Origin of the sequence: Brevundimonas sp. (assembly GCF_035627475.1) — a bacterium.
In the GTDB taxonomy this organism is placed as follows: domain Bacteria; phylum Pseudomonadota; class Alphaproteobacteria; order Caulobacterales; family Caulobacteraceae; genus Brevundimonas.
The window spans coordinates 34276-58999 of the sequence record NZ_DASPLR010000029.1; the positions used below are offsets into that span (position 1 = coordinate 34276).

Genomic DNA, 24724 nt, shown 5'->3' on the forward strand with positions numbered 1-24724 from the left:
CGTTAGGGCCCCCGGGGCATGATGCCGGGCGGGCGAACACGCCCGGTCCGGGGGAGCCGCATGGCGATCGCCAAAGCCGACATGCCTGCCGCCGCCCTCGACACGACCTGGGCCGGCGCCATCCGCCAGCGACGCAAGGCGCTTCTGCAGCGGATGGGAATGGCCTCGGCCTGCGCCCTGGTGTTCAGCCCGCTGCTCGGCTGGTCGCTCAGCGTCGTCTGGGTGTTGGGCTATTTCGCCGTCCAGCTGGTCGATCTGTGGATCTTCGGCCCGATCAACAGCGGACGGACGGAACACCTGCGTGCCCCGAGGAACCTCGCCGGCGCCGCCCTGCTGACGATCAACGCCGGCTATTTCGGCAGTCTGGCTGTGCCGCTGTGGCTCGTCGGCGGCCCGATGGGGGGCATCTGCGCCTCCATGCTGCTGTCGGCGGGGGCCATCTATTCGATGATCAACGCCCCGCGGTCGATGAACGTCCTCATCCTGACCGTGACGCCGCAGTTCCTCTATCTCGGATCGACGCCGTTCTTCATGGCCGCGTTCGGGGCCTCGCCAGCCTTCATCACCGCCGCAGCGGTCGCCGTCGGCGTCTTCATCACCTACTGTCTGTCGACGTGGCAGCGCATGAACCAGGCGCGGATTTCCGAGACCGCCGCGCGGATCGAGGCTGAGGAGAAGCGGGCCCACGCCGAGCGCATCATGGAGGGCCGCAGCGCCTTCCTGGCCGCCATGGGGCACGACCTGCGCACGCCGATCAGCGCCATCCTGACCGGCTCGGCGGAACTGGAGCGCGGCGCTCCCGACGGCGCCGCGCGAGCCCAGGCCAGACTGATCAGCGACGCCGGCTTCATGATGAAGGCTCTGCTCGACGATCTGCTGGACCACGCCAAGCTCGAAGCCGGCCACATGACGGTCGAGGCGGTCGACTTCAATCTGCGCGAGTTGCTCAACCAGTCGGCCCGGCTGTGGCGCGGACCGGCCCGGGCCAAGGGCCTCAAGCTTCGGATCGAAGGCGCCGCCATGGTTCCGACGGCGGTGCGCGGTGATCCGATGCGGCTGCGCCAGGTGCTGAACAACCTGATCTCCAACGCGATGAAGTTCACGGCCCAAGGCTCCATCACCCTGCGCTTCCGCGCCTGGGCCGAGGATACCGGCGGCCACGCCGTGCTGATCGAGGTCACCGACACCGGGCCCGGCATGTCGCCCGCCCAGGTGGCCCGACTGTTCACCCCCTTCGACCAGACCGCCGACGGGGTCAGCGCCCGCCATGGCGGCACCGGCCTGGGCCTCGCCATCAGCCGCCAGCTTGTCGAACTGATGGGCGGACGCCTCACCGCCCGCAGCGCCGTGGGACAGGGCGCCAGCTTCACCCTCGCCCTTCGGCTCGAAGCCGGGGAGACAGTGGCCACCGTCGCGCCTGCGCTGGATCAGGAAAGCCGCGACGCCGTCGCACGCGCCCTGTCCGCCCGCGTCTCGACCCGGCCGTCCAGCCCGGCCTCGCCCGCGCCCCTGGCCCAGTCGCTGACCGGGAGGACGGCCCCGGAGCCCACGCCGGAGCCCACGCCGCAGCCTGCGCCCGCTTCCACCGCCCCGGTCGACGCCGACGAGACGACCGGCGAGGAGGACGAGGGGCGTCCGATGCGGGTGCTGGTCGTCGACGACCACGACATCAACCGCCGCGCCATCCAGCTCATCCTGCAGCCGCTGGGCTGCGACATCGCCACGGCCGCCGATGGCATGGCCGCGCTGAAAATCTGCGAGACCTCCAGCTTCGACCTCATCTTCATGGACGTACGGATGCCGGAACTCGACGGGCGCGAGACGACCCGCCGCATCCGGGCCGGCGGCGGCCTCAACGCCCTCGTGCCGGTCATCGCGGTGACCGCCGACACCTCACCCGAGGATATCGCCGCCTGCACCGAGGCGGGCATGACCTATTTCGTGCCCAAGCCGATCACGCCGCCGATGCTGCTGGGGGCCATCAACCACGTGATGACCATGGCCCAGGCGGACGAAGGCGCCCCGGCCGAGACCGCGGCGGCCTAGACTCGCAGCCCGGCGACCAGCCGGTCGCCGAAGTCCGGCGCCTTCATCTCGCACTCCCACACAGTGACCACCCGCCAGCCGGCGGCCTCCAGCGCGTCCCTTGCCGAGGCGTCCCGCGCGCGATTGCGGTCGATCTTGCCGCTCCAGTAGGCGGCGTTGGCCTTGGGCTTGCGGGAGCCGCGGGCGCAGTCGTGCCCGTGCCAGAAGCAGCCGTGCACGAACAGCGCCGTGCGCCGCCCCTTCATGACCAGGTCTGGCCGGCCGGGAAGCCCCGCGCCGCCCAGGCGGTAGCCGATCCCTGCGGCACGCAGGATGCGGCGCACAGCCAGTTCGGGGGCGGTGTCGCGGCTCTTCACGCGCCGCATCACGGCGCTGCGCTGTTCCGGAGTGAAGACGTCGGTCATCCGCAAATCGCGCTCAAGCAGCGAGCCGCCGTGCGGCGAGCGATAGGGCCCTTCTAAAGCTGCGTCAGCATGTGCTCGGCCGACGAGACCTTGAACTCGCCCGGCTGCTCGACGTTCAGCTGCTCGACGACGCCGTCCCTGACGATCATCGAATAGCGCTGCGACCGCTCGCCCATGCCGTAGCCCTTGGCGTCCATCGACAGGCCCAGAGCCCGCGTGAAATCGCCGTTGCCGTCGCCGAGCATCAGGATCTCGTCCTTGCCGATGCCCTGGCTGTCGGCCCAGGCGCCCATAACGAAGGCGTCGTTGACGGACAGGCAGGCGACGGTGTCGACACCCTTGCCGGCGAGGTCCTCGCGGTGATCCTTGAAGCCCGGCAGGTGTTTGGCCGAACAGGTCGGGGTGAAGGCGCCCGGAACGGCGAACAGGGCGACGGTCTTGCCCGCGAAGATGTCGTCGGTGGACACCGGCTTCGGGCCGTCGTCGGTGGCGCGGGTCAGGGTGGCCGAGGGGATGCGGTCGCCGATCTGGACGGTCATGGCAGGGCTCCGAAAGCGGGGTGAGAAGGTCGAACTCCCGGTCCAGATAGGGCCTGCGGCGTCATGCGCCAACCTTTCCACGCACCGGCGGCCTTGCACCGCCCGCGCGGGGGTCCAAGATAGAGGTCATGGACCAATTCCAATCCCTCGCCGGACGACTACTGGTGGCCATGCCCGGCATCAGCGATCCCCGTTTCGAGCATGCCGTCATCCTCGTCTGCGCCCATCGGCCGGATCATGCGATGGGACTGCGGCTCGACAGGCCGGCGCCGGGGGTGAACCTGAAGGCGGTCCTGACGAAGCTGGAGACCGCCGCACCCGACTTCGCCGCCGAGCGGGCCGTCCTTGTCGGCGGGCCGGTTGAGCGCGAGCGCGGCTTCGTGCTGCACACCGACGACTGGCTGGCCGAGGATGCGTCGCTGGCGTTCGGCGAGGGTCTGGCCATGACCGGCACGCGCGAGGCCCTGGCCGCGATGGTGGACCCCGCCGCCGGACCACGCCGCTCGGTGCTGCTGCTGGGCTACGCCGGCTGGGGCGAGGGCCAGCTGGAGGACGAGCTGGGCGAGAACGTCTGGCTCACCGCCGACGCCGACGCCGACCTCATCTTCGACCCCGACTACGAGGGCAAATGGGCCCGGGCGGTGGCGGGGCTGGGCATCGACCCGGCGCAGCTGTCGGGGCAGAGCGGGCGGGCCTAGGGACTGAGCCGGCGGCACTCCGAGATCAACCACTGCTGGCGGCCGGTCAGGCTGTCCGACCAGCTCAGAGCCAGTTCACGCACGACCGGGGGACTATTCCGTCTGCCGCGTGAAGCGACGACCGCGACCGTTCCGGGCCGTCCCTCGACCCCGCCGCACCACAGTCTGAGCCGGGATCTCTGATAGCCATCGGCATCGAGGAAATGGCCTGTGTTGGTCATCTCGATCGGAGCATCGCCGATGGCTGGATCGCTGTTTCGCACCGCCTCGACGACGGGAGCGGGGCTGCGTGCGGCGATCCGGTCGTAGAAGACCCAGCCGGCCACACCGATCGCCAGGACCAGCGTGGCGATCCTCGCGGCGGCGGAGGGCTTTCGCGGCTCCGTCAAGCAGACCGCGCCTTGAGCGGCGCGGTGCCGTCCGCCAGCGACTCGTTCAGATAGACCTCGGCCTCCTGGGCCGGCAGCGCCGGAGCGTAGCCGAAGCCCTGGCCGTAGTGGCACTGGGCGTCGAGCAGCAGCGCAGCGAGGCCGGCGTTTTCCACGCCCTCGGCGACGACTTCCAGCGACAGGTCGCGGCCGAGGTTGACCACCGACTTGACGATCTTGGCCGAGCCCTCGTCCTTGTCCATGGTCAGCACGAAATAGCGGTCGATCTTCAGCGTATCGAACGGCAGCTTGGCCAGCCAGGTCAGGGACGAGAAGCCGGTGCCGAAATCGTCCAGCGCCAGCGAGGCGCCGGCCTCGCGCAGCCGGGTCAGGGTCTCGGCGGCGCGCGAGGTGTCGCGCATGATGTCGCCCTCGGTGACCTCGAGCTTCAGGGCGCCCCTGGGCAGGCCGGCGTCGGCGATGATGCGGGCGACGTCCTCGACGAGGTTGGCGCGTTCGATCTCGCCCACCGACAGGTTGACGCTGCAGAACAGCTTGCCCGCCGACGGGTGTCGGGCCAGCCACTCGGCCAGCTGGCGCGAGGCCTGGCCCATCATCAGCAGGCCGAGTTCGTTCATCAGCCCCATCTCGTCAGCGAGGCCGAGGAATTCGTCGGGGGGGACCAGACCGCGCTGCGGGTGACGCCAGCGGGCCAGCGCCTCGAACCCGGCCACGGCGCCGGTCTTCAGGTTGACGATCGGCTGGTAGAAGGGCTCGATCTCGCCGCGTACGAAGGCGTTGCGCAGGTCGGCCTCGAGGGCCAGCCGGGACAGGCTGTCGGACTCCAGCGCCCGGCCGTAGGCGGCGGCCCCGCCCCGGCCCGCGGTCTTGGCCTGTTCGACGGCCAGTTCGGCTCGGCGCAGCAGTTCGGCGGGATCGGAGGCGTCGGGCCCTCCCTCGGCCGCCACGGCGCCGATGGAGACGGTCGGATAGATGTCGAAGCCGGCCACGCGCAGCGGCTGCTCCAGGGCCTCGCGCAGGCGTTCGGAAGCGGCCCCGGAGCCGCGCGGAACGATGACGGCGAACTCGTCCTCGCCGACGCGGGCGGGGTTGGCCTCCTGGGCGAAGGCGCCGTTCAGGCGCGAGCCCAGCGCCGCCAGAACCAGGTCGGCGCGTTCGTGGCCGAGCGCCTCGTTGAGCCGGCGCAGGCGGTCGACGTCGGCCACGACCAGCTCATAGTCGCCCGGCTGGGTCAGGGTCTCGCCGGCGCGGGTCAGAAAGGTGCGGCGATCCAGCAGGCCGGTCAGATGATCCCGGTGCGAGGCCGCGAACTTGGTCTCCAGCGCCACCACCCCGGCGGCGCGCAGGCCGTCCTCGAGCCAGACGCCGCGCCACAGGCAGGTTTCGGAATCGCGCATGCGCAGGCGAACGGCGACCTCGGTCCCCTCCTCCTGCGGCTTGAGGATGCGTTCGGCCAGGGAGCGGTCCTGCGGCACGGCCACGGCGGTGAAGGCGGCGCCCGAGCATTCCGGGGCGAGCGGGCCGAGGCCCAGCGCGCGGGTCGCGCCGGTGAAACGCATCTGGTCGTCGGACGGGGTCCAGATCCACAGGGCCGTGTCCGCGGCGGCCAGCGCCTCGATGGCGGTCGTCGCGTCCCAGGCCAGACTTCTGGAGCGAGTGTTCAAAACGCGTGACGATCCCGACAGGACGGCGCCAGGGATCAGCCCAGGTCAGCCGCTGCGCCCGACCCCGTCGTTGACGACGCCGAACAGCAGATGATCTGCCCATGCGCCGTTAATTTTGAGATAAGCCCGGGCCCGTCCCTCCAGGGCGAAGCCGGCCTTTTCCAGCACCCGGCGCGAGGCCACATTCGTCGGGACGCAGGCCGCTTCGACCCGATGCAACTTCAGCTCGTCGAAGGCATGGGCCACCACGCCGCGCACCGCCGCCGTGGCATAGCCCTGGCCGGCGAAAGGCTGTCCGACCCAGTAACCCAGGGTTCCGGATTCGGCGACGCCGCGGCGCACGTTCGACAGGGTGATGGCGCCGACCAGCGCCTGGTCCGCGTCGGCGAAGATGAAGAACGGCCAGGCGTTGCCCGCGTCCATCTCGCGCGCATAGATCGCCAGGCGGCGTTTGAAGGCGGCGCGGGTCAGGTCGTCTTCGGGCCAGCTCGGCTCCCACGGCTGCAGATAGGCGTGGGACAGCTGGCGCAGGGCGGCCCAGGCCTCGTAATCCGACCCGCGCGGCGCCCGCAGCGTCACGCCTTCGCCCTTCACGACCGGACCGGTCGCCTCGTTAATCCAGTCCAGCAGGGCCATGAATGGGTTCTAGCCGACTGTTCGCCTCTGGTGAACCGTCCCGGCCCGTGGCGCGGTGGAGTCCGCTCAGGATCCGAACAGCGCCTCGTGGAAGGCCGCCCCGACCGGGGCCGCCGCCTTCGGGCCCAGCACCGCCGTGGCGGCGCGTCCCGACGACAGCGACGCGGCCGCCGCCGCACGCACGTCGTCGGCGGTCTGGTCCAGCATCCGGTCGGCCATGGTCTCCGAGGAGATCGGGGCGCCGAAGATCAACACCTGCGCCGCCGCCCGCCCGGCCCGCGCGGCCGGGCTCTCGTCGGACATCCACAGGCCGGCGTTCATCACCGCCTTGGCCCGCGACAGTTCCGCCGCCGTCGGCCCGCTATCGGCCAGCGCCTTCAGCTCGGCCGCGCAGACCCGGGCCAGCTCGACCGCGCGGTCGGCCGAAGCTCCCGCATAGATTCCCAGCAGCCCCGCGTCCTCATAGGGCTCGTGCCAGGCGTCGATGGCGTAGGCCAGCCCCCGCTCCTCCCTGGCGCTCTGGAACAGGCGCGAGGCCATGCCGCCGCCGAGGATCTCGGTCATCAGCCGCGCGGCCGCATAGGCCGGGTCGACCGCGGAGGGGGCGGGCAGCTGAAAGACGATATTGGCCTGCTCGATCCGGCGCGACAGGGCCGCGTGACCGCCCGTGAACCGCGGAACGGCCGGAGCCTCGGCGGGCGTCGGCGCCTCGCCGCCGAACCAGCGCTCGGCAAGGGCCAGCAGCTCGGCCTCGTCCACCGCCCCTGACGCCGCGACCACCATCCGGTCCGGCGAATACAGCCTGGCGCGCCAGTCGCTGATCAAGGCGTGGGTGATGGGCTTCAGGCTGGCGACGGAACCGAGCACCGGCCGGCCCAGGGGCTGCCCGGCGTAGGCCTGGGTCTGGGCCATTTCGAAGACGTGGTCGTCGGGCGTGTCGAAGGCCTCTGCGATCTCCTGGGCCACGACGTCCTTCTCGCGCTCGATCTCGGCCGGATCGAGGGTCGGACGGAAAACGAGATCGGACAGCACCTGCATGGCCAGCGGCAGGGAGCCGTGCAGGGCGCGCACCTCGAAACTGGTGCGCTCGTAGCCGGTCGAGGCGTTCAGCGAACCGCCCTCGGCCTCGATCCGCTCGACGATGTCGCGCGCGCCCATGTCGCCGGCGCCCTTGAAGACGAGGTGTTCAAGACAATGGGACCAGCCGGAAGTCGCTTCGGTTTCCCACTTCGCCCCGCCCCGCACGGCGACGGTCAGGGCCAGGGTGCGCAGGCCGGGCATGGGATCGCAGACGACGCGGACGCCGTTGGACAGGGTGTGGAGCGTGGCGGTCAGGGCGTGTCCTCTTTCCCGGTCGTCTCGTCCGCAGAGCGGGGCGCGGCGGAAGGCCGTCGACGAAGCAGGGCGACGTAGAAGGCGATCAGGGCCAGGGCGAGGCCGAACCAGGTGATCGCATAGGCCAGATGGTTGTTGGAGAAGGAGGCGGGCGGCGCCGACGGCTTCAGCGCCTGCCATTCAGGATTGGTCGAGGTGACGGCGAACAGGGTCCAGGGCGCGAGCGGGCCCTCGACGCCGAGGGCATTGGCCATGACGGCGTTGTCGCGGGCGTAGAAATGCCGGCCTTCCGGCGCCACGGCCATTGGCCCGGCCCGGGACGCCGCGCGCACGACCGCCTCGATCCGGGTCGGCGCCGTTCCGGCAAGCACCGGCGGCCGGGCCGAGATCCCGTCCGCCACGAAGCCGCGGTCGACGAGGAAGACCTCGTGGCCGCCGGGGGCCGGGCAGGCGGAGATCAGGCGCACGCCCGCGGCTTCCTCATGAATGCTGCGCAGCTCGACATAGGGGGCGGTGGCGAGGCCGGGGCAGTCGACCGTCACGCGCCGGAACTCCGGAGATCCGCCGGCCATCACCTGGTCGAGAGGGGCGGCCGGGCGAACCGCGGCGGCCTCGGCGGCCGCGATCAGCCCCTGCTTCCACTGCAGGCGCTGGACCTGCCAGGCGCCAAGCGCGATCAGCACGGCGAGCGCGACGGCGGAGGCGATCGTCAGCCCCCAGGGAAGCCGGCTCTTCGCAGTCTCAGTGTTCATGGCGCGCCTGTCCCGCCTTGTTCCTCATCTGCAGGGCGATCATGAGGCCCTTGCCGGGCCGCATCAGGCCCAGCGACAGCCCGGCCACCAGCGGCAGGGCCACCGCGACCATGGCCCAGATCGGCGGCTCATAGGCGACCTGGATGAAAAGGGCGCCGAACACCACCGGCGCGCCGGCGACCTGCATCACGAAGACGGCCGCGCCGTCGCCGGTGTTCAACCGGGTGAAGTCGAAGCCGCAGGCCTCGCAGCGCTCCACCACCTTCAGGAAACCCGTGAACAGCGGTCCCTTGCCGCAGTTCGGGCAGCGACAAAGCAGACCGGCGCGGATCGGGTTGATCCGCGCCGGCTGAATTCCGGGGCCTGGGGGCCCTGCCGTCACCCGAAGGTGACGTAGACGAAGGCGAACAGGAACAGCCAGACCACGTCCACGAAATGCCAGTACCAGGCGGCGGCCTCGAAGCCGAAATGCTTCTCCGGGGTCATCTGGCCGGCGAGGATGCGCAGCAGGCAGACGGTGAGGAAGATGGTCCCGATCAGCACGTGGAAGCCGTGGAAGCCGGTCGCCATGAAGAAGATCGACCCGTAGAGGCCCGAGTTCAGCGCCTCTTCGTTGAAGAACAGATTCTCGTGGAGAATGTGGTTGTATTCATAGGCCTGGATCGCCGTGAACAGCACGCCGAGGGCGATGGTGATGGCGAGGCCGATCTTGGTGGCCTTGCGATCACCGACCTGCAGGGCGTGGTGCGCCCAGGTCACCGTGGTGCCGGACAGCAGCAGGATGACGGTGTTGAGCAGCGGCAGCTGCCAGGCGTCGAGCGCCTCGACGCCCTTCGGCGGCCAGGTCGACCAGGCGGCGGCGGTCTCGGCCCAGGCGCCGACCTCCGGAATGTGGGCGCGCGCCTCGTTGAACACCGCCATCTCGAAGAACATCCAGAAGAAGGCGGCGAAGAACATCACCTCCGAGGCGATGAACAGGATCATGCCGTAGCGCAGGCCGATCGAGACGACGGGCGTGTGATCGCCCTGGCGGCTTTCCTTGATCACGTCGGCCCACCATCCGAACATCGACACCAGTACGCCCGCCAGGCCGGCGAAGAACAGCGCCTGCTTGCCGTCGGACAGCAGGGCCGAGGCCAGCGGTCCCGAGTCGGCCGGAACGAGGCCCTTCATCCACACCACGGCGCCGACCATCATGACGACGACGGCGATCGATGACACCAGCGGCCAGGGGCTGGGATTCACCAGGTGATAGTCGTGGTGCGGAGCTGCGTGGGCGTCGGCCATCTGGGTCTCTTGCAACGGTCGAGAGTCGTGGTGGGGCAGGCTATAGCGTCCGCTATGCGGCCGCGCCAGTGGCTGCGGCGGGGTTTGCGGAGTCTTGGGCGCCCTTGGTGGGATAGAAGGTGTAGCTGAGGGTGATCTCGCGCACCCCGCGGCTTTCCCGATCGGTGGCGATTTCGGGCGCGACGAAATACTGGACGGGGAATTTCATCGTCTGGCCGGGCTGGATCGTCTGGCTGTCGAAGCAGAAGCACTGCAGCTTCTGGAAGTAGGGCCCGGCCCGTTCCGGCACGACGTTGTAGGCGGCGGTCGCCTGGATCGGCTGGTCCGAGGTGTTGGTCACATCGAAGAAGGCCATGCCCGTCTCGCCGATGCGCACCCGCTGGCTGACCTGTTCGGCCCGGAACACCATCGGCAGGTCGCGCACGTTGGTGTCGAAGCGGATCAGGACCGTCTCGTCCAGCACCGTGTCCGGGGCCTGGTCGGCCCGCATCACCGTGCCGTCGAAGCCCGTCACCTGGCAGAAGATCCGGTACAGGGGCACGGCGGCGAAGGCCGCGCCCGTCATGGCCATGACGGTGAGGACGCAGGCGATGGCGATGAGGTTCTTGCGGTTCACGGCCCCGGCCTCACCCGCCCTGCCCGGTCGTCTGCCCCTCGACGAGGGCGGCCGCCTCGTCCCGGTTGCCCTGCAGCTTCAGCACGGTCGTGGCGAAGACCAGCACGATGAAGGCCACGAGCGCACCGGCGAGGGCCAGATTGCGTCTCTTGCGGGCGGCGAGCTGTTCGGGGGTCAGGCGCATGGCGGCTACAGGCTCATTATCGGGGCCGCGCTCTCGACCAGCAAGGCCGCGAACAGGGCCATCAGGTACAGGATCGAGAACGCGAACAGGTTCCGGGCCGGTTTGGCCTCCGCCCGGACATCATACAATGCGGCCTCTCGCCCCACGGCCTCGGCCTTGTCCGGCTGGTCGCCCGCCCGCGAGCGCCACAGCCGCGCCGCCAGCCACAGGAAGCCGATCCCGCCGGCCACAGACACCGCCAGATAGACCGGTCCGCCGAGCCCGGTCAGCCCGGGGGCGATGGCCACGGGCACGAAGACCAGGCTGTAGAGCAGGATCTGCAGCCGGGTCGACCGTGCGCCGCGCGCGACGGGCATCATCGGGATTCCGGCCTTGGCGTAGTCGCCGGCCGAATACAGGGCCAGCGCCCAGCTGTGCGGCGGGGTCCACAGGAAGATGATCAGGAACAGCAGCCAGGCCTGCCACGGCGCCGATCCGGTCGCGGCGGCCCAGCCGATCACGGGCGGAAAGGCGCCGGCGGCCCCGCCGATGACGATGTTCTGCGGCGTCCGCCGCTTGAGCAACAGGGTGTAGAAGCCGGCGTAGTAGACGATGGTCAGGCCCAGCAGCCCCCCCGCCAGCCAGTTGGCGGCCATGCCCAGCAGCATGACCGAGAAGATCGAGAGCACGACCCCGAAGGTCAGGGCGTCGCTTCTCGACACGCGCCCCGCCGCCACCGGCCGGCCGCGCGTGCGGCGCATCAGGGCGTCGGTCTCGCCCTCAAGGGCCATGTTCAGCGCGCCCGCCGCGCCCGCGCCGACGGCGATGCACAGGACCGCGATGGCCGCCGTCAGCCAGCCGATATCGCCGCGCGCGACCACCAGCCCCGTGACCGCGGTGAAGATCACCAGCGACATCACGCGCGGCTTCAGCAGCTGGAAGAAGTCTTCCGGCTGGGCCGTTGAGATCGTCGGGGCGGCGATGGGCTTGGTCATTGGCTTTCAAAAACCCAGAGGCCGCCCTTTCGGATGAAAGAGCGGCCCCGAGTGTCAGTTCCGGGCTGGCCGGACCTAGTGCTCGTCGTTCTTGACCACCGGCAGTTCGTTGAACTGGTGGTGCGGCGGCGGCGAGGACAGGGTCCACTCCAGCGTGGTGGCGCCTTCGCCCCACGGGTTGTCGACGCCCTTGCGCCGGCGCACCGCGGCCTCGACCAGCATGATCAGGAAGACCGCGACCCCGATGATGGTGATCACATAGCCCACCGACGAGACCTGGTTCCAGAAGGCGTAGCCGTCGGCGTAGTCGACATAGCGGCGCGGCATGCCCTGCAGACCGAGGAAATGCTGCGGGAAGAACACGATGTTCACGCCGACGAACATGATCCAGAAGTGCAGCGTGCCGAGGAACTCGTTGTACTTCACGCCGAACATCTTCTCGAACCAGTAGTAGAAGCCGGCGAAGATGGCGAAGACGGCGCCGAGCGACAGCACGTAGTGGAAGTGCGCCACGACGTAGTAGGTGTCATGCAGGGTGTAGTCGATGCCGGCGTTGGCCAGGACCACGCCGGTGACGCCGCCGACGGTGAACAGGAAGATGAAGCCGATGGCCCAGAGCATGGGCGTCTTGAAGCTGATGGAGCCGCCCCACATGGTGGCGATCCAGCTGAAGATCTTCACCCCCGTCGGCACCGCGATGATCATGGTCGCGGCCACGAAATAGGCCCGCAGGTTTACGCTCATGCCGACCGTGAACATGTGGTGGGCCCACACGATGAAGCCGACGAAGCCGATGGCGACCATGGCGTAGGCCATGGCGAGGTAGCCGAAGATCGGCTTCTTCGAGAAGGTCGAGACGATGTGCGAGATCATGCCGAAGCCCGGCAGGATCAGGATGTACACCTCGGGGTGGCCGAAGAACCAGAACAGGTGCTGGTACATGACCGGATCGCCGCCGCCGGCGGGATCGAAGAAGCTGGTGCCGAAGTTGCGGTCGGCCAGCAGCATGGTGATGGCGCCGGCCAGAACCGGCAGCGACAGCAGCAGCAGGAAGGCGGTGACCAGCACCGACCAGGCGAACAGCGGCATGCGGTGCAGGGTCATGCCCGGCGCGCGCATGTTGAAGATGGTGGTGATGAAGTTGATGGCGCCGAGGATCGAGCTGGCGCCCGCGACGTGCAGCGAGAAGATCGCCAGGTCGAAGGCCGGGCCGGTGTGACCCATGGTCGACAGCGGCGGATAGGCCGTCCAGCCGCCGCCGAAGCCCTTGCCCGGGCCGCCGTCGACGAACATCGAGGTGCACAGCAGGATCCAGGCGGCCACCAGCAGCCAGAACGACACGTTGTTCATGCGCGGGAAGGCCATGTCCGGCGCGCCGATCATGATCGGCACGAACCAGTTGCCGAAGCCGCCGATCATCGCCGGCATGACCATGAAGAAGATCATGATCAGGGCGTGGGCCGTGACGGTGACGTTGTAGCCGTGCTTGCTCGCCTCAACGAAGCCGAGCTGTTCCACCAGACCGCCGGCGATGAACACCTGCATGCCCGGCTCGGCCAGTTCCCAGCGGATCAGGCCGGACAGGGCGCCCCCGACGATCCCCGCCATGATGGCGAAGATCAGGTACAGGGTCCCGATATCCTTGTGGTTGGTCGACAGGAACCAGCGGGTGAAGAAACCCGGCTTGTGGTCGTGATGCCCGTCGTGGTCGTGGGCGAGGTTCGCGGCTGCGGTGGCCATGGTCTTTGGGGCTCTCGCGTATCGTTACTGGGCGGCCGGAGCGGCGGCGGGGACGGGGGCGGCGGGGGCCGGGGCGGCCGGAGCGGGGGCCGACTGGCCGGCCACGGCGTCCGAAGCGGCCCGCATCGGTCCGGAGGAGACGTTGCGCGTGGCGACGGCGCCGGTGGTGCCGGCCGCGATCTGCGCGACCGTGCCGCCCGGGGCTTGCGCCGCGGTGCGCGGCGTCATCGAACCGCCCTTGGACGCGACCCAGGTCGCGAACTCGGCGCGCGAGACGACGTTGATCTGGATCGGCATGAAGGCGTGGTCGACGCCGCACAGTTCCGAGCACTGGCCGTAGTAGACGCCGGGCCGGTCGGCCCTGAACCAGGTTTCGTTGACGCGGCCGGGGACGGCGTCGGTCTTCAGGCCGAAGGCCGGCAGGGCGACCGCGTGAATGACATCGGCGCCGGTCACCAGCAGACGCACCGTGGCGCCCACCGGCACCACCATCGGCTCATCGGCGGCCAGGCGGTAGAGGCTGTGGGGCATGCCGCGCTGGGCGACTTCCTCTTCCGGCAGCATGTTGGAGATGTATTCCGGGATCGCCTGGTCCGGATATTCGTAGGCCCAGTTCCACTGGTTGCCCGTCACCTTCACGGTCAGGTCCGGCTTCGGCATGTCGTGGTAGTTGAACAGCAGGCGGAACGAGAACAGCGAGATGAAGACGAGGATCAGGACCGGCACGACGGTCCAGATCACCTCGACCAGGGTGTTGTGGCTCCACTTCGCCGGAACCGGATTGGACTTCTTGTTGTAGCGGATGACGATCCACACGATCAGGCCCAGCACCAGCAGGCAGATGAAGGTGATGATCGGCATCAGGATGGCGTCATGGAACATGTGCGCCTCGACCTTCAGCGGCGAGGCGGCCGGCTGGAGCCCGACGGCGCCGTCGGTCGGCTGACCGACCAGTTCCTGAGCCGCGGCCGGTGCGGCGGCGAAAAGAGCCAGGGCCAGCGCGGTCATGCCGCCGCCGATCAGACCCCGGGCCCGCGTGCCCATCCCCATGCGAGACATCCTCATAAACCGTTCTGTCGCAATCGCTTGCGAGTGAATCGCAAGCAGGCGCCGGGACGGAGGTCCACGGCGGTTCTTGGCGGGGTCCATATCGCCCTCCCCGGCGATTGCCAAGCGATTGGACGCCGCAGCCGGTCTCCGTCGCCGGATTAAATCGCTGTCATGTTTCACCAGCTACCTTGCACTAACAGATACCTTGCGATACCCCTTGAACATCAAAGGAGATGCCGAGGTGCCTGAAACCATTGAAATCCAGCTGAAGAAGGGGGTGCTCACATTGTGCGTGCTGGCCCTTCTCAACCGCCACGACAGCTACGCCTACGAGATCGCCTCGACCCTGTCGGACGCGATCGACATGGGCGAGGGGACGATCTACCCGCTGATGCGACGGATGCAGTCCGACGGCCAGGTCGAGACCTATATGGTCGAATCGTCCTCCGGGCCGTCGCGCAAATACTATCGCCTGACCGACGCGGGCCGTCGCGCCCTGGAAGCGCAGACCGCCGAGTGGCGCGCCTTCGTCACCGCCGTCGAGGACGTCATGAACGCCGACGCGGAGGCCAAACCGGCCCCGCCCGTCGGCAAGAACGCTGCGAAGACCGCAGAAAGGGGAGCTGAACAATGACCCGCGCCGAATTCATGGGCCGGTTGAGGCGAGGCCTCGTCGGCATGCCGACCGCCGCCGCCGCCGAGATCGCCTCGGACTACGAGATGCATTTCGAGGACGGAGCCGCCGCCGGACGGACCGAGGCGGAAGTCGCCGCGGCCCTCGGCGATCCCGACCGCCTGGCCCGCGAGCTGCGCGCCGAGGCCGGCGCCCGTCGCTGGGACCAGGAGAAGAACCCGTCCGCCGCCGCCGCCGCCGTGTTCGCGGTGCTGGGGCTGGGCGCGATCGACATCCTGATCCTGCTGCCCATCGCCATGGGCGTCGTCGGCGCGCTGTTCGGCTTCTTCATGGCCGCCATCGGCGTGTTCATAGGCGGTGGCGCGGTGATGGTGGCTGGCCCGTTCGCCGGATTCCCCGGCGGGCCGCTGGCGGCCATTCTGGCCGGCCTGGGCATGATGGCCGGCGCCACAGCGATCGGAGCGCTCACCGCGGTCGTCACCATCCTGCTGGTCAACGCGACCGTCTGGTACGCCCGCCTTCACTACCGGCTGCTCAAGCCGGCCCTTGAACCCCAAGCCCAGGCCTGAGGAGAGATCGCATGATCCGCACCCTTCTGATCATCACCGGCGCGAGCCTGGTGCTCTGCGCCGCCTCCCTGGGCGGGGCCGCCGCCCTCGGCGGCAACGACCTCGCCCGCCATGGCTGGAGCTGGACCTTCCGCGACGACGGACACGACGAGACCGTCCGTTTCGAGCGGGCCGACGATGGCCCCAGCGTCACCCGCACCCTCGCCTGGACGGGCGGCGACCGCCTCGACGTCGAGGTCGCGGCCGACGTCACCTACGTCCAGGGCGACGAGGCCTCGGTCGTCGTGACGGGCCCCCGCAACCAGGTGGAGGGCCTCCGCCTCAGCGATGGCCGGCTGACCTTCGACAATGACGACAATGTCGAAGTGGTCGTGTTCGGCTGGCACAACACGGACCGGCTCAGGATCACCGTCACCGCCCCATCGGTCCGCAACTTCAGCCTGTCCAGCTCCGGCGACCTCCAGATCCGCAACTACGACCAGCCGGACATGATGCTCACCATCCAGGGCTCGGGCGACGTCACAGCCGCGGGCCGGACGGAGGCCGTCGAGCTCGACATCCACGGCTCCGGGGAGGCGGACCTGTCCGCTCTCGAGACCCGTGACGCCGACGTCGAGATCTCCGGTTCCGGCGAAGCGGCCGTCGGCCCCACCGGCGGCGCCCGAATCTCCATCTCAGGCTCGGGCGATGTCGAACTGACCCGCCGTCCGGCCAGCGTGACCCAGAACATCTCCGGGTCGGGCGACGTCTATCAGCGCTGACGACCGGGTGAGGCCGGTGACTTCGCCGGCCTCACCCCCTATCTGAGCGGCATGACCCTGCACGCCGAGCCGCCCACCATCCTAGACTCCGCCGAAGTCGCCGCCGACGAGGCGCTTTCCATTCTTCAGGACGCCCTGGCCGGGGCCGACGACGGTGAACTGTTCCTCGAGCGGTCCGAACTGGAATCGCTGGTCTTCGACGACGGCCGCCTGAAATCCGCGGCCTATGACGCCGCCGAGGGGTTCGGCCTGCGCGTGGTGGCCGGCGAGACCGCGGGCTATGCCCACGCCAACGAGATCAGCGGCCCCGCCATCCGCCGCGCCGCCGACAGCGCGGCCTTGGCCAAGGCCGGCCATGCCGGCCTCACCGCCGAGGCCCCGCGCGCCACGAATCAGAAACTCTACGACGCCGTCGACCCGCTCGCCTCGCCCGCCTTCTCCGACAAGATCGCCCTGCTGACCGAAATCGACGCCTGGGCCCGCGCCCGAGATCCGCGGGTGGTCCAGGTCTCCGCCAGCCTCGTCGGCGAACGCCGCAACATCGAGATCCTGCGGGGCGACGGCCGTCGCGTCACGGACATCCGCCCTCTCGTCCGGCTGAACGTCTCGGTCACGGTCGAGAAGGACGGCCGCCGCGAGAGCGCCTCGGCCGGGGCCGGGGGCCGCGCCGGCTTCGAAACCTGGATCGCGCCCGCACGCTGGCAGGCGCAGGTCGACGAGGCCCTGCGCCAGGCCCTCGTCAACCTCGAGGCCGTCGACTGTCCGGCGGGCGAGATGGACGTCGTGCTGGGTGCAGGCTGGCCTGGGGTGCTGCTGCACGAGGCCATCGGCCACGGCTTCGAGGGCGATTTCCACCGCAAGGGCTCTTCGGTGTTCACCGGCATGATGGGCAAGCGCGTCGCCGCCCCCGGCGTCACCGTCGTCGACGACGGCTCCATCGCCGGACGCCGAGGCTCGCTGAGCATCGACGACGAGGGCACGCCGACCTCGCGCACCGTGCTGATCGAGGACGGCATCATGGTCGGGCTGATGCACGACCGGCTGTCGGCGCGCCAGCTGGGCGCGCGGGCGACCGGCAACGGGCGGAGACAATCCTTCGCCCACATGCCTATGCCGCGCATGACCAACACCTTCATGGAGGGCGGCAAGGATTCGCAGGCCGACATGATCGCCTCGACGAAGCGTGGCCTCTATGCGGCCAATTTCGGCGGCGGGCAGGTCGATATCACCAACGGCAAATTCGTCTTCCAGTGCACCGAGGCCTATCTGATCGAGGACGGCCGGATCACCGCTCCGGTGCGCGGCGCCACCCTGATCGGCGACGGGGCCACGGCGCTGCAGCACGTGCAGATGATCGGCGACGACTTCGCCTTTGACCCCGGCGTGGGGGTCTGCGGCAAGGCCGGTCAGGGCGTCCCCGTCGGCATAGGCCAGCCCAGCCTGAAGATCGGCGGGCTGACGGTGGGGGGCACGGCGCTCTGACGGCTCCGCAACGGGACTGACGCAGACGGGCGCCGGCATGGCCTGACGAACGGTCCGTCGTCGCCCGCCCGGCGGGACTGGATCAGCCCGCCGGTGTTTCCGGATTCTGCGGACCGTCCGGAGCGGTTGCCGCGGCGGCGGGGGCGGCATCCGCTCTCCACTCCGGCCCCTCCACCTCGAAGCCGCGCGCCTCCAGCCCGTCCAGAACCCCGCCCTCTTCGGCCAGCAGGCGCAGCGGGGCCACGCCCATGGTCACGCCCGGCGAGATGAGCGCCGTCTCGATCGCCGCCGCCCATTGCTGATGCAGTTGCGGCGCGATCTCGGGGTCGCCCCAGGGCCAGCACTGGTTCAGGGCCCGGTCTATGGGCGAGGCGACGACCTCGGCGACGCGCCGGGCGCGCCAGTCCTCGGCCCGCTCCAGCGCCGCGTCCGGTCCCTGTTCGGCCGCGGCGATGGCCTGCTCGACGCAGGGAACATGGGCCGACTGGGGGGCCTCGATCAGACTGTCGATCAACTCGTCGCCCCGCACGGTCCCGACCGGCCGGGTCGTAACCCGCGCCCGACGCGCGGCGCGGCGGATCACGTCCATGGCGTCGTCGCCGCCCCGTCTGCCGGTGTAGCCCGCCTTGTCCTGCATGAGGTCGAAGCCGAGGATCAGCAGGCTCTTTTCACGCCAGCCCTGGTTTCGCTCATCCGCCATCACCGCATCCAGCCGGGCCTGCCACTCCGGGGCCAGATAGTCGGCGGTGGTCTGGCCCCGCGGCATGCGGGCGATGGTTCGCATGCGCCAGATGACGCGGAACAGGTCCGTCAGCGACGCCTCCCCGACCTGCGGCGTCAGGATCAGCTGCGACCGGGCCGCGGCCGCCTCCAGATCGTCGGGGCGCCAATCGAGGTCGCGGGGAATGCCGGTGATGGCTCCCACGAGGATCAGGGTGCTGTCGCCCCGCGTGACGGTCCACATCGGCGCGCCCGACCGCCTGGCCAGCACCACCACGTCCTCGACCGCCACCGCCTCCTGATCGTCCGGCGTCTGGGCCCGGGCCGCCTGTGGGGCCGACCAGATCACGGTCAGGCCAAAAAATAGCGCTAACATTGATTTCACGATTACCTGCCGTTTCCAGTATAGAGAGAACAATATCCGCCTTTATCAGAACACCAACATGACATCTCTGTAATGCTGTCCGCTTTTTAATCCACCTTGCCGTCTTGTAACTGGAGCCGGTCGCGTCAAACCGCCACACCTTCGTCACACGACGAGGGGAATCCTGCAATGACGAAGACCATCCTTCTGGCCACGACCGCCATCCTTCTCACCGGAGGCGTGGCCGCGGCCCAGACGGCCTCGGACGGTCCCGATCCGCAGGTCGCCCAGGCCCCGGTTCCCACCGGCCCGGCCGGTCAGGCCCCCCAGATCGACGCCGCCCAGCAGGGCGTGCTGGTCTTCACGCCGGACTTCTTCGCCGACCAGCGGCCCAACACGGCGCTCGACATGGTGTCCCGCGTGCCTGGCTTCTCGGTCAACGACGGCTCTGGCAGCCGCGGCTTCGAGGGCGCGGTGGGCAATATCCTGATCAACAACGCCCGCCCCGCGTCCAAGAACGACACCGGCTCCAACGTGCTGTCGCGCACCCCGGCCGGCCAGGTGGAGCGGATCGAGCTGATTCGCGGCGGCGCGCCCGGCATCGACATGCAGGGCTATTCGGTGGTGGTGAACGTGATCCTGAAGACGGAGAACACCCGCCAGTCGATCCTCACCCTGCAGGGCTTCCTGTTCGAGGGCGGCCACGATGCGTTCAACGGCTCCTACCAGTTCACGGCCCGCGAGGGCGAACGCACCTGGGGCGTGACGCTCAGCGACGGCGTCTCGATCAGCGACGCCAACGGCGTCGGGCCGGTGGTCCGCACCGACGCCAACGGGAATGTCACGCGGCGCGAGGACTACTTCAACGATTCCTGGGGCGGCGGACAGTCGATTCGGGGCAACTATTCGAGCCCCATGTTCGGCGGCAAGATCGACCTGACCGCCCGTTACGGCGTCAACGACTTCCAGGCGATCAACCTGCAGACCGCCACCGATGTCCGCCGCGAAAGCCTTTACGAGGAGGACGGCGACGGCGGCGAGGTGGGGGCCGTCTACACCCGGCCGTTGAGCTCGCGGCTCAACCTGGAAACCCGCCTGATTCACGAGTGGAACTCGTTCGACTCCCTGTCGACCTCGCGGACGCGGCTCGGCGCGGTCGACGAACCGGAACAGGCGTTCACCGCCCAGGGGGAGGCCTCGGAATCCATCCTGCGCGCCCTGGTGCGGTTCGAGCGGTCGGCCGCCCTGACCTTCGAGACCGGGGGCGAGGTCGCCTACAACATGCTCGAGGTGGACCAGGCCTTCACCGTCGGGGGCGTCCCGGTGCCCCTGCCCTCCGCCTCGGTCAAGGTCGAGGAGACGCGTGGCGAGGCGTTCGGCAAGGGGACGTGGCGGGTCCGGCCAGAACTGACGCTCGAAGGCGGGCTGCGGCTCGAGACCTCGACCATCAGCCAGTCGGGCGACGCAGAGCAGGAGAAGAGCTTCTTCTTCGCCAAGCCCCGGTTCCTGGCCACCTGGACGCCGATGGCTGACAACCAGGTCCGCCTGCGCTTCGAGCGCGAGGTCGGCCAGCTGGACTTCGGCGACTTCGCGGCCTCCGCCGACCTAGACGACGAGACCGTGTTCGGCGGCAACGTCGATCTGGAGCCCGAGCAGCGCTGGATCAGCGAACTGATCTACGAGCGCCGCTTCTGGGGCGACGGCATCGTCAGCATCGGCCTGCGCCACGACGAGATCACCGACGCCATCGACGTGATCCCGCTGGACCAGGGCCTGTCGGCGGTAGGCAATATCGGCGACGGCGCCCTCGACCAGCTGGCCCTGACCGTGGCCGTACCGACGGACAGGCTGGGCGTGTCGGGGGGCATGTTCCGCTTCCGCAATACCTGGAACCACACCGAGGTCACCGATCCCACCACGGGCGAAACACGGCCGATCTCGAATGTTCGCGCCAGCCAGGCGGCGATCTCGTTCGAGCAGGACATCACCAGCTGGAAGCTGCAGTGGGGCGCGACCTACATACCGATCCTCGGCCAGAAGAGCTTCGATCCGGACCAGACCTCGGGCTGGCGGGGGCACGACTATTTCGAGGCCTGGGCGGAGTACAAGCCGACCGCGACCCTGGCCATCCGGGCCCAGGTCAACATCTGGAACGACTTCGACGTCGAGCGGACGGTCTATGCCGACCGCACCCCGGCCCGCCCCATCGCCTTCGTCGAGCACCGCTACATCGACCCGCGGACCTTCTTCCAGATCCGGCTCCGCAAGACCTTCTAGATCCGCCTGCGCAAGACCTTCCCAGGAGGCAGCCCCCACGCAGGCCGGATGGCCCCGCCGGTGAAAGCCGGCGGGGTCTTCTATTCCGCGCGGTAGACGACGACGCCGTCGACCACGGTCAGCACGGCTTTCCCCTTGGGTATCTCCGCGACCGGCGCCGTCATCAGATCGACGTCGAAGGCGGTGAAGTCGGCCCGCTTGCCGACCTCGATGGTGCCCAGCTCGCCCTCTCGGAAGCTGGCGTAAGCCGGCCAGAGGGTGAACATCTTCAGGGCCGTCTGGCGGTCCACCGCCTCCTGCGGCCGCCAGTCGGGGCCCTGGAAGCCTTCCAGATCCCGCCGGGCCACGGCGGCGTAGAATTCGATCAGCGGCGCGCCGCGCTCGACCGGAGCGTCCGAGCCGCCGACGACGATGACTCCGCGGTCGGCCAGGCTGTGCCACGCATAGGCCCCGTCCAGCCGGGCGTCGCCGAGGCGTGCCGGCGCGAAATGCAGGTCGCCGATGGCGTGGCTGGGCTGCATCGAGGCGATGATCGGCAGGTCGACGAACCAGTGATAGTCCTCCGGCCGCAGGATCTGCGCGTGCTCGATGCGCCAGCGCACGTCGGCGCCGTTCGGGCGGTCCTCCGGCGCGACGCCGGCCATGGCCTGCTGGTACCACTCGATCACCGAGGCGTTGCCGCGGTCGCCGATGGCGTGGGTGGCGATCTGGATGCCGCCTTTCAGCGCCGCCTGGTAGAGCGGCACGATCTCCTGCTCGCCGATCTGCATCAGGCCCGTGGTGTCGGGCCGGTCGGCATAGGGCGCAAACAGCGCCGCGCCCCGTGAACCGAGGGCGCCGTCGGCGTAGTATTTGACCGCCCGGGTGATGATCCGGCCGTCGGCGACGCTGCGCGGGCCGCCGGCGATCAGCTCGGCCGCGCCGTCAGGAGTGATGCTGTTGTAGACCCGGATCGGCGCCTCGCCCTGGATGGCCATAGCCTCCAGCAGGGGGACGTCCTTCCATGGCGCGCTCATGAAGTGGATGCCCGTCCAGCCATATTCGGCCTCGACGCGGAAGCCGGCGCGATAGGCGGTCCGGAGAGACGCGGGATCCGCCTGGGGCGTCAGGCCCGCGACCAGTTGTTCGGCGGCGTCGACGAGGACGCCGGTGGGCTGACCTTGTTCATCCTTGAGAATCTCGCCGCCGGAGGGCGCGGCCGTCCCGTCGGTGATGCCGGCGGCCGCCAGGGCGGCGCTGGACGCGACCACGGCGTGCCCGTCCGCGCGGCCCAGCAGGACGATCCGGCCGGGGGCGGCGGCATCGAGGTCGGCGCGGGTCAGGAACCGCCCCTCGGGCCAGTGCGTCTCGATCCAGCCGCGCCCGATAACGGGCCCTTCCGGGTGATCCCGCGCCCAGGCCGAAAGGCGGGCCATGGCGTCGGCGACCGAGGTCGATCCCTCCAGATTCAGGGTCAGCTCGCGCCAGCCGATGCCGTCGAGGTGGGCGTGGCCGTCGGTGAAGCCCGGAAACATGACCGCGCCCCTCAGGTCGAGCGCTTCGGCGTAGTCGACCTCGGGCGCGCCGGCCGCGGAACCGACGTAGGCGATCCGGCCGTCCTGGACCAGGACCACCTCGGCGGTCGGCTGACCGGCCACCCCGGTGTAGATCGTGCCGCCGTGGATCAGCAGTTCCTGGGCCTGGGCGCTCCAGGCGGCGGTACCGAGCAGCAGGGCTAGGGCGAGGGTGCGACGCATCTGACGGATCCTGAGTCTGGCGGAGTTCGGACTCGCCTTACCACGGACGCTCAGTCAAGGTCCGGGTCAGGAGGAAGGTCATGATCGTCGTCGCCCTGCTGCTATCCCTGCCGCTCGTGGACCCCGAGCCGCCACGGGCCGAGCTATGCCTCGCCCATGTCGAGGCCATGATCGCGGAGGCCGGGCGCGAGACGGGCCGGGTGGCGGGGCCGAGCTGGTTCATCCGCAGCTGGTGGACGGCGCAGCTGCCGGAGGGCGACGCTCCTGAGGCATGGAGCGCGGAACGGCGGGAGCGGCTTGCGCTTTCCATGCCGGAGCGGAAGGCCGCCGACCCGGACGCCTACACGGCTGAGCTACAGTCCTGCGTCGATGAGGCCATCGAGGGCGGCGCCCTGCCCTGAGGAGCGGACATGAGACTGTTCACCATCGGTTATGAGGGCGAGCCGCAGGGGGCGGTGATCGAGCGCCTGAAGGCGGCGGGTGTTCAGGTTCTGGCGGACGTCCGGGCGGTGGCGGCGTCCCGCAGGGCCGGCTTTTCCAAGACCGTTCTGGGGTCGAGCCTCGCCGAGGCGGGGATTGAATACGTCCACCTGCGCGACCTGGGCACGCCCAAGGCGGGGCGGGACGCGGCGCGCAAGGGGCGGATCGGCGAGATGCGGGCCATCTTCGCCGAACACATGGAGGAGCCGCCGTCGCAACTGGCCTTCGAGCGGCTGCGCGAGATCGCCAGGAATCGGCCGACCGCCCTGCTCTGCTTCGAGGCGGACCACGCCGGCTGTCACCGCGCGGCGCTGGCCGAGCGGCTGCAGGCGGAGGACGGCTTCGAGGTGGTGAACCTGTAACGCCAGACCCAGATGCCGGCGACGGCCACCAACTGGTGCATGGCGATGACGGGGGTCTATCCGCAACGTCCCTGATGCGGCGCCGATGTCCGCTCCCGCTCCCGTGCGGCGCGCGGGCGGACACTGGCCCTCCGGCCCGGGTCGCGGCACGGGCGGGCCCCGCACAAGCAGGCCTTGTCGGTCGATACGAACTGCTCGTGCGTTTCAGGCGCGTTGCGGCGCCAGAATGCGGGGCAGGAGATCGACATGACCTACACAGTCTATGGTGCGGCCGGTTCCGGTTCGGTTCCGGTCGAGGCGGCCCTGACGCTGATCGGGGCGCCGTTCGAGGTGGTCGAGGCGGTGACCTGGGAGGGCGAGGCCGAGCGCGACAAGGTCGCCCCGGTCAATCCGATGCGGCAGATACCGGCGCTGATCACCCCTGAAGGGGAGACGATCACCGAGAGCGCGGCGATCCTGATCTGGCTGGCCGAGCGGCATCCCGAGGCGGCGCTGGGGCCGGAGCCGTGCGATCCGCGGCGGGCGCAGTTCCTGCGCTGGATGACCTTCATCCCGGCCTCGATCTATTCGATGTACTGGGCCCGCGACGCGCCGGGCCGGCTGGCGGGGGACGACCCGGCGGCGCAGGCGACGATCAAGGCGCGGACGGCCGAACGGATCGCCGAATGCTGGGGCCGGATGGAGAGCCAGATCGCGCCGGACCGGTTCCTGCTCGGGCCCGAACTGACCGTGCTGGACCTCTATGTGGCCGTCGCCAGCCGCTGGACACCGCACCGGTCGCGTTTCCATCAGGTCGCCCCGCGCATGGGCGAGGTGATGCGGCGGGTCGACGCCCTGCCGGAGTTGCGGGACTTCTGGGCGCGGCGGTTTCCATTCGAGGGGAGGTATGGGGGGTAGGAACAGGGGTCGGGGAGTAGGCGGTAGGCAGTAGGCAGCAGGCAGCAGGCAGTAGGCAGTAGGGATCAGGAACCTGGGACCAGGGCGAGGATTCGGGACGAACGCAGAAACCCGAGTCAGTCGAGCTT

At 69.6% G+C, this 24724-nt stretch carries 26 protein-coding genes; 10 read left to right on the forward strand and 16 right to left on the reverse strand.

What is annotated here, in order from left to right:
- Positions 1-60 precede the first annotated feature (60 nt).
- A complete protein-coding gene (locus VEA62_RS07610; RefSeq protein ID WP_324820215.1) occupies positions 61-2046 on the forward strand; it encodes an ATP-binding protein in 1986 nt (661 codons plus the stop codon).
- On the opposite strand, the gene VEA62_RS07615 is transcribed toward VEA62_RS07610, so the two are convergent.
- Together VEA62_RS07615 and VEA62_RS07620 are read right to left on the reverse strand one after the other, a co-directional pair.
- Positions 2043-2450 carry a very short patch repair endonuclease gene (locus VEA62_RS07615; protein WP_324820217.1) on the reverse strand — a complete coding sequence of 136 codons (408 nt, stop codon included), beginning with the start codon at positions 2448-2450 and terminating at the stop codon, positions 2043-2045. The two genes, VEA62_RS07610 and VEA62_RS07615, sit on opposite strands and share 4 nt — an antisense overlap.
- A 53-nt stretch (positions 2451-2503) precedes the next feature.
- Positions 2504-2989 (reverse strand): peroxiredoxin, encoded by a 486-nt coding sequence (locus VEA62_RS07620; RefSeq protein WP_324820219.1) that lies wholly within the window; start codon positions 2987-2989, stop codon positions 2504-2506.
- A 128-nt stretch (positions 2990-3117) separates the two neighbouring features.
- On the opposite strand from VEA62_RS07620, the gene VEA62_RS07625 reads away from it, so the two are divergent.
- On the forward strand, positions 3118-3687 hold the full coding sequence (locus VEA62_RS07625) for a YqgE/AlgH family protein (RefSeq protein WP_324820221.1): 570 nt from the start codon (positions 3118-3120) through the stop codon (positions 3685-3687).
- Here the strand turns inward: VEA62_RS07625 and VEA62_RS07630 are convergent.
- From VEA62_RS07630 to coxB, 12 genes are all read right to left on the reverse strand, one after another.
- Complete coding sequence (locus VEA62_RS07630) at positions 3684-4076, reverse strand: hypothetical protein (RefSeq protein ID WP_324820223.1); 393 nt, start codon at positions 4074-4076, stop codon at positions 3684-3686. The two genes, VEA62_RS07625 and VEA62_RS07630, sit on opposite strands and share 4 nt — an antisense overlap.
- Complete coding sequence (locus VEA62_RS07635; RefSeq protein ID WP_324820225.1) at positions 4073-5740, reverse strand: bifunctional diguanylate cyclase/phosphodiesterase; 1668 nt, start codon at positions 5738-5740, stop codon at positions 4073-4075. The genes VEA62_RS07630 and VEA62_RS07635 overlap by 4 nt, the downstream gene beginning before the upstream one ends.
- 45 nt (positions 5741-5785) lie before the next feature.
- Positions 5786-6376 (reverse strand): GNAT family protein, encoded by a 591-nt coding sequence (locus VEA62_RS07640; protein WP_324820227.1) that lies wholly within the window; start codon positions 6374-6376, stop codon positions 5786-5788.
- Between the two features lie 66 nt (positions 6377-6442).
- Positions 6443-7657: a pitrilysin family protein gene (locus VEA62_RS07645; protein WP_324820229.1), complete on the reverse strand. Its 1215-nt coding sequence runs from the start codon at positions 7655-7657 to the stop codon at positions 6443-6445.
- 50 nt (positions 7658-7707) lie between these two features.
- Positions 7708-8463 (reverse strand): SURF1 family protein, encoded by a 756-nt coding sequence (locus VEA62_RS07650; protein ID WP_324820231.1) that lies wholly within the window; start codon positions 8461-8463, stop codon positions 7708-7710.
- Positions 8453-8845 carry a DUF983 domain-containing protein gene (locus VEA62_RS07655; protein ID WP_324820233.1) on the reverse strand — a complete coding sequence of 131 codons (393 nt, stop codon included), beginning with the start codon at positions 8843-8845 and terminating at the stop codon, positions 8453-8455. The genes VEA62_RS07650 and VEA62_RS07655 overlap by 11 nt, the downstream gene beginning before the upstream one ends.
- Complete coding sequence (locus VEA62_RS07660) at positions 8842-9750, reverse strand: cytochrome c oxidase subunit 3 (protein ID WP_324820235.1); 909 nt, start codon at positions 9748-9750, stop codon at positions 8842-8844. Before VEA62_RS07660 ends, VEA62_RS07655 begins: the two co-directional genes overlap by 4 nt.
- 52 nt (positions 9751-9802) lie before the next feature.
- Entirely contained in the window at positions 9803-10366 is a 564-nt protein-coding gene (locus tag VEA62_RS07665; protein ID WP_324820237.1) for a cytochrome c oxidase assembly protein, read from the reverse strand.
- 10 nt (positions 10367-10376) lie between these two features.
- Positions 10377-10550: a hypothetical protein gene (locus VEA62_RS07670; protein ID WP_324820239.1), complete on the reverse strand. Its 174-nt coding sequence runs from the start codon at positions 10548-10550 to the stop codon at positions 10377-10379.
- A 5-nt stretch (positions 10551-10555) separates the two neighbouring features.
- Positions 10556-11524 (reverse strand): heme o synthase, encoded by a 969-nt coding sequence (locus VEA62_RS07675; RefSeq protein WP_324820240.1) that lies wholly within the window; start codon positions 11522-11524, stop codon positions 10556-10558.
- A 75-nt stretch (positions 11525-11599) separates the two neighbouring features.
- Positions 11600-13264 (reverse strand): cytochrome c oxidase subunit I, encoded by a 1665-nt coding sequence (gene ctaD / locus VEA62_RS07680; protein WP_324820242.1) that lies wholly within the window; start codon positions 13262-13264, stop codon positions 11600-11602.
- 24 nt (positions 13265-13288) lie between these two features.
- Complete coding sequence (coxB, locus tag VEA62_RS07685) at positions 13289-14314, reverse strand: cytochrome c oxidase subunit II (protein WP_324820244.1); 1026 nt, start codon at positions 14312-14314, stop codon at positions 13289-13291.
- A gap of 241 nt (positions 14315-14555) precedes the next feature.
- Here coxB and VEA62_RS07690 point away from each other — a divergent pair, with 241 nt between their 5' ends.
- Genes VEA62_RS07690 through tldD form a run of 4 tightly spaced genes read left to right on the forward strand, consistent with a single transcriptional unit; the run spans position 14556 to position 17760 of the window.
- On the forward strand, positions 14556-14948 hold the full coding sequence (locus VEA62_RS07690) for a PadR family transcriptional regulator (protein WP_324820246.1): 393 nt from the start codon (positions 14556-14558) through the stop codon (positions 14946-14948).
- Positions 14945-15517 (forward strand): DUF1700 domain-containing protein, encoded by a 573-nt coding sequence (locus VEA62_RS07695; RefSeq protein ID WP_324820248.1) that lies wholly within the window; start codon positions 14945-14947, stop codon positions 15515-15517. The genes VEA62_RS07690 and VEA62_RS07695 overlap by 4 nt, the downstream gene beginning before the upstream one ends.
- Before the next feature lie 11 nt (positions 15518-15528).
- On the forward strand, positions 15529-16278 hold the full coding sequence (locus VEA62_RS07700) for a head GIN domain-containing protein (protein ID WP_324820250.1): 750 nt from the start codon (positions 15529-15531) through the stop codon (positions 16276-16278).
- A 51-nt stretch (positions 16279-16329) separates the two neighbouring features.
- Positions 16330-17760, forward strand: coding sequence for a metalloprotease TldD (gene tldD, locus VEA62_RS07705; RefSeq protein WP_324820252.1), 1431 nt, complete (start codon positions 16330-16332; stop codon positions 17758-17760).
- An 82-nt stretch (positions 17761-17842) separates the two neighbouring features.
- Here tldD and VEA62_RS07710 read toward each other — a convergent pair whose 3' ends face one another.
- Positions 17843-18856, reverse strand: a complete 1014-nt coding sequence (locus tag VEA62_RS07710) for a TraB/GumN family protein (RefSeq protein ID WP_324820254.1) — start codon at positions 18854-18856, stop codon at positions 17843-17845.
- A 177-nt stretch (positions 18857-19033) separates the two neighbouring features.
- Here VEA62_RS07710 and VEA62_RS07715 point away from each other — a divergent pair, with 177 nt between their 5' ends.
- The gene (locus VEA62_RS07715) at positions 19034-21121 is read left to right on the forward strand and encodes a TonB-dependent receptor plug domain-containing protein (RefSeq protein ID WP_324820256.1); all 2088 of its coding nucleotides are present in this window, start codon (positions 19034-19036) and stop codon (positions 21119-21121) included.
- Between the two features lie 80 nt (positions 21122-21201).
- On the opposite strand, the gene VEA62_RS07720 is transcribed toward VEA62_RS07715, so the two are convergent.
- Positions 21202-22857 carry an amidohydrolase gene (locus VEA62_RS07720; protein ID WP_324820258.1) on the reverse strand — a complete coding sequence of 552 codons (1656 nt, stop codon included), beginning with the start codon at positions 22855-22857 and terminating at the stop codon, positions 21202-21204.
- 80 nt (positions 22858-22937) lie between these two features.
- Between VEA62_RS07720 and VEA62_RS07725 the strand changes: the two genes are divergently transcribed.
- From VEA62_RS07725 to VEA62_RS07735, 3 genes are all read left to right on the forward strand, one after another.
- Positions 22938-23258 (forward strand): hypothetical protein, encoded by a 321-nt coding sequence (locus VEA62_RS07725; RefSeq protein ID WP_324820260.1) that lies wholly within the window; start codon positions 22938-22940, stop codon positions 23256-23258.
- A gap of 9 nt (positions 23259-23267) precedes the next feature.
- Positions 23268-23699 carry a DUF488 domain-containing protein gene (locus tag VEA62_RS07730; RefSeq protein ID WP_324820262.1) on the forward strand — a complete coding sequence of 144 codons (432 nt, stop codon included), beginning with the start codon at positions 23268-23270 and terminating at the stop codon, positions 23697-23699.
- Between the two features lie 246 nt (positions 23700-23945).
- The gene (locus tag VEA62_RS07735; RefSeq protein WP_414641849.1) at positions 23946-24596 is read left to right on the forward strand and encodes a glutathione S-transferase family protein; all 651 of its coding nucleotides are present in this window, start codon (positions 23946-23948) and stop codon (positions 24594-24596) included.
- Positions 24597-24724: the final 128 nt, after the last annotated feature.